At 40.9% G+C, this 6,357-nt stretch carries 7 protein-coding genes; 2 read left to right on the top strand and 5 right to left on the bottom strand.

The genetic code is table 11. The features are described 5' to 3' along the window. The first annotated feature begins 98 nt into the window (after positions 1–98). Both pdaB and gerD read left to right on the top strand, forming a co-directional pair. Positions 99–890, top strand: coding sequence for a polysaccharide deacetylase family sporulation protein PdaB (pdaB, locus tag ACSBOP_RS01500; RefSeq protein WP_442602756.1), 792 nt, complete (start codon positions 99–101; stop codon positions 888–890). A gap of 130 nt (positions 891–1,020) precedes the next feature. Next, positions 1,021–1,860: a spore germination lipoprotein GerD gene (gene gerD, locus ACSBOP_RS01495; RefSeq protein ID WP_442602755.1), complete on the top strand. Its 840-nt coding sequence runs from the start codon at positions 1,021–1,023 to the stop codon at positions 1,858–1,860. 68 nt (positions 1,861–1,928) lie between these two features. On the opposite strand, the gene ACSBOP_RS01490 is transcribed toward gerD, so the two are convergent. The 5 genes from ACSBOP_RS01490 to rpsI all read right to left on the bottom strand — a co-directional run bounded on the left by ACSBOP_RS01490 (position 1,929) and on the right by rpsI (position 6,339). Beyond that, entirely contained in the window at positions 1,929–2,999 is a 1,071-nt protein-coding gene (locus ACSBOP_RS01490) for an Mrp/NBP35 family ATP-binding protein (RefSeq protein ID WP_442602754.1), read from the bottom strand. A 52-nt stretch (positions 3,000–3,051) separates the two neighbouring features. Further along, on the bottom strand, positions 3,052–3,810 hold the full coding sequence (gene cwlD, locus ACSBOP_RS01485) for an N-acetylmuramoyl-L-alanine amidase CwlD (protein ID WP_442602753.1): 759 nt from the start codon (positions 3,808–3,810) through the stop codon (positions 3,052–3,054). A gap of 75 nt (positions 3,811–3,885) precedes the next feature. Beyond that, on the bottom strand, positions 3,886–5,067 hold the full coding sequence (gene sat, locus ACSBOP_RS01480; protein ID WP_442602752.1) for a sulfate adenylyltransferase: 1,182 nt from the start codon (positions 5,065–5,067) through the stop codon (positions 3,886–3,888). An 18-nt stretch (positions 5,068–5,085) separates the two neighbouring features. After that, complete coding sequence (locus ACSBOP_RS01475; protein WP_442602751.1) at positions 5,086–5,781, bottom strand: phosphoadenylyl-sulfate reductase; 696 nt, start codon at positions 5,779–5,781, stop codon at positions 5,086–5,088. Between the two features lie 165 nt (positions 5,782–5,946). Next, positions 5,947–6,339 (bottom strand): 30S ribosomal protein S9, encoded by a 393-nt coding sequence (gene rpsI, locus ACSBOP_RS01470; protein ID WP_258209939.1) that lies wholly within the window; start codon positions 6,337–6,339, stop codon positions 5,947–5,949. Positions 6,340–6,357 lie beyond the last annotated feature (18 nt).

Genomic DNA, 6,357 nt, shown 5'->3' with positions numbered 1-6,357 from the left:
TAGGTTAGCATAAAAACAAAGTGTACGAGCATACATTTCTTATAACTGGAATGAAACAAGCCTATGGCTAATCCAAGTTATAAGGAGGTTAATTGACCGTGAATTATTTTTATGTCATTAACGGTAAAAAGCTTAAACAGATCATCTTTCTCATTGTTGCCGTGCTTTTCGCCGCTGGTATTGTGTATTCCGAGAAAGGAAATATCTCCGTTTTTTCCGGGAATCAGCCCGCAGCTATTTACAGTGTGCCAACTGAAAAGAAACTTATTGCTCTTACTTTCGATATCTCCTGGGGGGATAAACGAGCTGAACCGATCCTTAAGATTCTAGAAGATAAAGCTGTAAAAAAAGCAACCTTCTTCCTCTCATCGCCTTGGAGTAAGACGCATCAAGAAACAGTAAATCATATTAAAAATGCAGGATTCGAAATTGGATCTCACGGAAATAAACACGTCAATTACAGCTCACTTAGCGACGAGGAAATTCGCAAGCAAATCTCAATTGCCCATACAGTATTAACGGAACTAACAGGGCAAGAACCAAACTTAATTCGCATGCCAAATGGAGATTTTGACAAACGAGTACTTCGTATTGCTAATGAAATGAATTACTCCGTCATTCAATGGGATACAGACTCATTGGATTGGATGAATATCGGCGTGGAAAAAATTATTAACCGAGTGGTGTCTAAAGCTCATCCAGGTGACATTATACTCATGCATGCCAGTGATTCATGTCAACAAACACATGAAGCCTTACCTGCCATTATTGATCAGCTTAGGGATAAGGGGTATGAGTTCGTATCTGTTAGTGAGCTAATGAAGCAGACTAAAGTGGAAAATAAAGAAGTGAAAGACACGATTACAACAACTGACACGCATGTTTATTAAGATGTACTCAGAGCTTTAGGGATAACCAAAAAGCTCTTTTTTTTATGATAAAATGCACCAACATAAAGATGAACAAAATGCTCCATACTAGATGTATTCAACTAAGATTCGGGGAAAGGAGCATGAATTAATGATGTTTCAACGAAAGAAATGGCTAAAACTTTTACCTACCTTAACAATAACATCCCTTTTCTTAACTGCTTGCATGGGTGCTGAACCTGGTGTACAAAAAGATTATAAAGACGCAAAGGGCATGGTCCTAGATATTATGAAATCCGATGAAGGCAAAAAAGCAATCTCTGAAGCGATGAAAGGTGGAGGCGGCGGAGAAGGCGGTGGCGGTGGCGAGCAATCTGAAGGTGGGGACAAAAGTGGTGGTGGTAGTGGCGGCGGCGGTAGTAGTGGTGGTGGAAGTGGTAGTAGCGGTGGTGGTGGTGGTGGCGGTGCTAGTGCCAGCAGCCAAGGAGGCGCTAAGATGCTGAGTTCTGCTGATCCCACTCAGCTAAAAATGGCCGTTACAGAAGTTTTGACCTCACAAGCGAACAGTAAATTTTTGCAAGATCTCATGAAAGACCCTAAATTTGCTAGTGATTTTGCTAAAGCGATTAAACAACAGAACAAGCAACTACACATGGAGTTACTAAAAGATCCTGAATACCAAAAAGATATGTTAGATATGATGAAAAATCCTGAATTCGGAAAAATTGTTCAAGATTCTCTAAAAACAATATCAAATCGTCAACAAACCAAACTTATTGTGCAGGATACCCTTCAAAGCCCTATGTTTAAGTCAGAACTCATCACATTATTAAAAAAGGCTGTAGAAGAACAACTTCAAGAGCCAGCGAAAAAGCCACAAGGACAGGATAAGGGAAAAGAAGGACAAGATAAGGGTGGACAAGATAAATCCGGAAGCGATCAAGGTCAAGGTAAATCGAAGGATGAAAACGGCGGTGGAGAAGGGCAATAGTTTATTTTGATAAATAATGAAATAAAAAGGACTATTCCCTTAAAAATGCGGATTAGTCCTTTTCTATATTAATCTAATTTTGAGACGATTTGACGTGCTACATCTAAGTATAATTGCCCTGTTGTATGATCTGCTTTGTACACAGACGGTGCGTAGTCAGATTCACTTATATGATTATCTGGTGCACCAAGCGGAATTTGCGCCAGAAGCTCGCTATGAAGCTCTTCAGCAAGCTTTGCACCGCCACCACGACCAAATATATATTCTTTTTCCCCGCATTTACCGCATGCGTAGTAGGACATATTCTCCACAACACCAAGAATTTCATGATTGGTACTTCGGGCCATCGATCCCGCACGCGCTGCTACGAAAGCTGCTGTCGCATGTGGAGTTGTTACGATAATTTCTTTGGACTGAGGAATCATTTGATGGACATCAAGAGCGACGTCCCCTGTTCCTGGTGGCAAATCAAGTAGCAAATAATCGATTTCTCCCCAGTTTACTTCCGCAAAGAAATTACGAAGCATTTTACCTAGCATAGGTCCGCGCCATACAACCGGAGCGTTATCCGGTACAAAGAATCCCATAGAAACGACTTTTACACCGTGTTTAGTTACGGGGATAATCGCATTATCAACAAGTTCTGGACGTTCTTCAATACCCATCATATCCGGAATACTGAATCCATAGATATCAGCATCAACAATCCCTACTCGTTTACCGAGTCTTGCTAAAGCTACTGCCAAATTGACAGTAACGGTCGATTTCCCTACCCCACCCTTACCCGAGGCGATCGCTATGAACTTTGTTTGAGATTCTGGCGCTAGTAAGTTGGTCACCGAAGCCGCTTTAGTTGCAGCCTTCACTCCACTTTGTGCAAGTTGTTCTCTTTCATGATCCGTAATACTGCGGAATCTAATGTGTACATTACTGACTCCTAATGCTCCTAATCCACTTGTAACGGCTTGTTTTACTTCAGCCTGATAAGCTGGATCTTCTGTAGTTACAACAAAAGTTAGTGAAACATTATTTTCTTTAATCATCATATCACGAACAAAGTTCAACTCAACGACTGACTTTCTGTATTCAGGGTCTTGTAACGACTTTAAGGCTTCCAAGATTTGTTCTTTACTTATCATGTCAACACCTCATAAAGTTACTGTTTTATATTTTCTCATTATATCAATAAATTCAGGTTGGACCAACCTTCTCACCAGAATAATAGCGAAGAATACCTTGATAAATCGATGCTGCTACTTTTTTCTGATAGGCTTTTGTTCGAAGTTGTTGTGCCTCAGTCGGATTAGATAAAAAACCAACTTCAACGAGTGCACTTGGCATTTTTAAATTTTGAAGAATGAATATGCCCTTATCGACTCGCTTTACAGCTCGATCTGTATTCGCTAGATTACGCTTCAGTTCATCTTGAATTAAAGAAGCAAGATTATAATTTTCCTGATGATTCGGGTAATAAAATGTCTGTGCTCCACTCCATTTGCTTGAAGGTACAGCATTCATATGGACGGATAAAAACATATCTGTTTTTTTACTTTCAATGTATTTCACCCGAGCTTTTAAGTCTTCCGTCTTGCGTTTACTGTATCCCTTCGTTTCTGGAGCTGCTAAATCGATATCATCTTCACGTGTCATATACACGATAGCTCCAGCCTGTTGTAAGAAATCGCGAACGTATGTTGCAATGGCCAAATTAATATCTTTCTCGACATCACCACTTTTGCTTGAAGCACCACCATCTACGCCCCCATGACCTGCATCTAGAACAATGGTTCGTCCTGATAGAGGCATCGTCCAATCACTCCATGTTTTGGTTGTCGGCAGTTCATTGGTGTAAATAAAACCTATTAATGCAACTAACAAAAGTGACATGATAATTTTCAATACTGCTGATGGTGATAACCAAACAACGAATCGTTTTCTCTTTTTGTCCATAAAAAAATCCACCTCCGGCCCATACAGATTCTTGTTCATCTATATGGGACAAGGCGGACAAATATGACGATCGGTTTAATCAACTTGTGTAACTACCGCTTCTTTCATACCATCAATTAATATTTGAGCAACTTCCGGACGTGTGAATTGTTCTGGTGGACATTGTCCAGCACGCAGTAACGCTCTCACCTTTGTTCCTGACAAATGGAGATGGTCACTCGAGTCATGTGGACAAGTTTTACTCGAAGCCATATTGCCGCATCTAGTGCAAAAAAAGCTATGCTCGAAAAATAGTGGTGTTATGCCTAGGTCTTCTTTTGAAAATTGACCGAAAATCTCTTGTGCTTCGTACGTGCCGTAATAATCCCCTACACCCGCGTGATCGCGGCCTACGATAAAATGGGTACATCCATAGTTTTTGCGTACTATTGCATGGAAAATGGCTTCCCTAGGCCCAGCATATCGCATAGCAGCGGGAAATACGCCAAGGAAGGTTCTATCCTTTGGATAATAGTGTTCTAACAATACTAAATAAGAGCGCATCCGTACGTCAGCCGATATATCGTCTGATTTAGTCTCACCCACAAGTGGATTCAAAAATAAAGCATCAACAATTTCCATAGCGGACTTCTGGATATATTCATGGGCACGGTGGACAGGATTCCGCGTTTGAAATCCAACAACTGTACGCCATCCTTTTTCCGAAAAAATACGCCTTGTCTCTACTGGATCATAATAAAATTGGTCAAATTGTTCAGGTTTAGGTCTATTTAAGAGCCGAATCGGTCCCCCCACATAATAAGCTGGCTTAGCGTATAACTTTGCGACACCAGGGTGCGCAGGATCATCCGTTTTAAACACCTTAACCGCCTCGTACTGCTGGTCAGCTTGATAGATACTCCTCACTTCTAGAATGCCATATATAAGTCCATCTAGATCACCTATCAGAGCTAGTTCCTCACCCTCTCGAAGTGAAGTGATCACTTCTTCATCTAATCCTAGTGTAATTGGAATACTCCATACCGTTCCATTCGCTAGACGCATATGATTAACTACCGATATATAATCTGCCTCTTGCATAAAACCATCCAATGGCGAAAACGCACCTACACCAATTAAATCTAAGTCCGATAATGCCCAGGCATTGATTGGGATGGATCGAAGAGAAGAAGCATAGTGTAGTAACTCCTCACGTTCTTCGTCTTTAACAACTCTATTCATTAACACTCCGCCATGTGGTGCGATTGTTGTAGTCATTCCTTATCCCCCAACTATTTAAGATTTATGCAAACCACATTCTGTTTTTTCTGTTCCCGACCAACGTCCTGCACGAGGATCTTCTCCTGGCATGACTTGACGCGTACAATGTTCACAACCAATGCTCGGATAATTCTGATCGTGTAGCGGATTATAAATGAGCTGATGCTCCCGAATGTATTCCCATACATCATCGGATGACCAATTCGCAATCGGATTAAATTTTATGATGCCAAATTTTGTATCGTATTCAATTTTTTTTGCATTTGCACGTGTAGGTGCTTGATCCCGCCGTATGCCTGTTATCCATGCATCATATTGACGAAGAATGCCAGTAAGCGGATCTACTTTGCGAATATTACAGCATTCATTCGGATTACTCTTCCAAAGCTCACTCCCGTGCTGTACAGCTTGCTCTTCCAAAGTGAGTTTCGGTAGAACTTGAACAAATCTCATACCATAATGCCGTTCGATTCGATCACGAGTCTCATAGGTTTCTCTAAAATGTACATTCGTGTCTAAATAGAAAATATCCGTCCGAGGTGAAATACGCTGTAGCATATCAACCAAAACTACATCCTCAGCACCGAACGAACATGCGAGTGTGAGATTAGGGAACGTCTCTACAGCCCATTTTATGATGTTTTCAGGCGTATCCAGCTCAAATTCTTCGCTCTTCTGCATCACAAGCTTTTCCTTTTCAAATAAATTCATTTTGTTAAGCCTCCTAATAATTCCGACAATTTCAATATGAATAATACTATTATAATAAAGTTCCAATAGTTGTCAATTTATTTGTATGTAAATAAGGAAATGAATAGCAAAAAGCCCTTCCTGCATATAAAATGCAGAAAGGGCTTTGATTGTGACAAATGCCTATTAACGTTTCGAGAATTGAGGCGCACGACGAGCGGCTTTGAGACCGTACTTCTTACGCTCTTTCATACGAGGGTCACGAGTTAGGAAGCCCGCTTTCTTAAGGGATCCACGGTACTCAGGATCAGCTTTAAGCAATGCACGGGAAATACCGTGACGAATTGCTCCTGCTTGTCCAGAAATACCACCACCATGAGCGATTACCAAAACATCATAATTTCCAAGTGTTTCTGTTAATGTTAAAGGTTGTTTAACAATTAACTTCAATGTTTCTAGACCAAAATATTCGTTAATATCACGCTTATTGATTACGATTCGTCCTTCACCCGGTACAAGGCGCACACGTGCTACCGAATGCTTACGACGACCCGTTCCATAGTATTGAACTTGTGCCATGAGTCAGCCCTCCTTTAT

The organism is Paenibacillus sp. KN14-4R (genome assembly GCF_052180255.1).
Classification (GTDB): domain Bacteria; phylum Bacillota; class Bacilli; order Paenibacillales; family NBRC-103111; genus Paenibacillus_AM.
This window is presented reverse-complemented; position numbering and strand designations above follow the sequence as displayed.

Excerpts from the sequence above, each read along its gene's own strand:
- gerD (WP_442602755.1), top strand. The coding sequence starts at position 1,021 with ATGATGTTTCAACGAAAGAAATGGCTAAAACTTTTACCTACCTTAACA.
- ACSBOP_RS01490 (WP_442602754.1), bottom strand. The coding sequence starts at position 2,999 with ATGATAAGTAAAGAACAAATCTTGGAAGCCTTAAAGTCGTTACAAGAC.
- cwlD (WP_442602753.1), bottom strand. The coding sequence starts at position 3,810 with ATGGACAAAAAGAGAAAACGATTCGTTGTTTGGTTATCACCATCAGCA.
- sat (WP_442602752.1), bottom strand. The coding sequence starts at position 5,067 with ATGACTACAACAATCGCACCACATGGCGGAGTGTTAATGAATAGAGTT.
- ACSBOP_RS01475 (WP_442602751.1), bottom strand. The coding sequence starts at position 5,781 with ATGAATTTATTTGAAAAGGAAAAGCTTGTGATGCAGAAGAGCGAAGAA.
- rpsI (WP_258209939.1), bottom strand. The coding sequence starts at position 6,339 with ATGGCACAAGTTCAATACTATGGAACGGGTCGTCGTAAGCATTCGGTA.